The organism is Agromyces agglutinans, assembly GCF_009647605.1.
In the GTDB taxonomy this organism is placed as follows: Bacteria; Actinomycetota; Actinomycetes; order Actinomycetales; family Microbacteriaceae; genus Agromyces; species Agromyces agglutinans.
Map to the genome: position 1 here is coordinate 1 of NZ_WJIF01000023.1, position 542 is coordinate 542.

Annotated in this window: 1 protein-coding gene; it reads left to right on the forward strand. The window is 69.9% G+C overall.

Annotated features, from left to right (window positions below):
- On the forward strand, positions 1-542 hold a 542-nt coding region (locus GE115_RS18260), incomplete at both ends, for an L-ribulose-5-phosphate 4-epimerase (protein ID WP_153686182.1).

A 542-nucleotide genomic window follows, 5' to 3' on the forward strand; every position in this document is an offset into this window, starting at 1 on the left:
GCCGACCTGTTCGTGATCAAGCCGTCGGGCGTCTCGTACGACGAGCTCGCGCCCGAGAACATGATCCTGTGCGACCTCGACGGCAACGTCATCGACGGCACGCCTGGCGCCGATCGGTCGCCCTCGAGCGACACCGCGGCGCACGCGTACGTGTACCGGCACATGCCCGAGGTCGGCGGCGTGGTGCACACGCATTCGACCTATGCGACCGCGTGGGCCGCGCGCGGCGAGGCGATCCCGTGCGTCATCACCGCGATGGCCGACGAGTTCGGCGGAGACATCCCGGTCGGGCCGTTCGCGATCATCGGCGACGATTCGATCGGTCGCGGCATCGTCGAGACGCTCAGCGGGCACCGCTCGCGCGCCGTGCTGATGCGCAACCACGGTCCGTTCACGATCGGTGCGAGTGCGAAGGACGCGGTGAAGGCCGCCGTCATGGTCGAGGACGTCGCACGCACCGTGCACCTCGCGCGCGAGGCGGGCGAGCTCGTGCCCATCCCGGGCGACGCGATCGACCGCCTCTACGACCGCTACCAGAACGT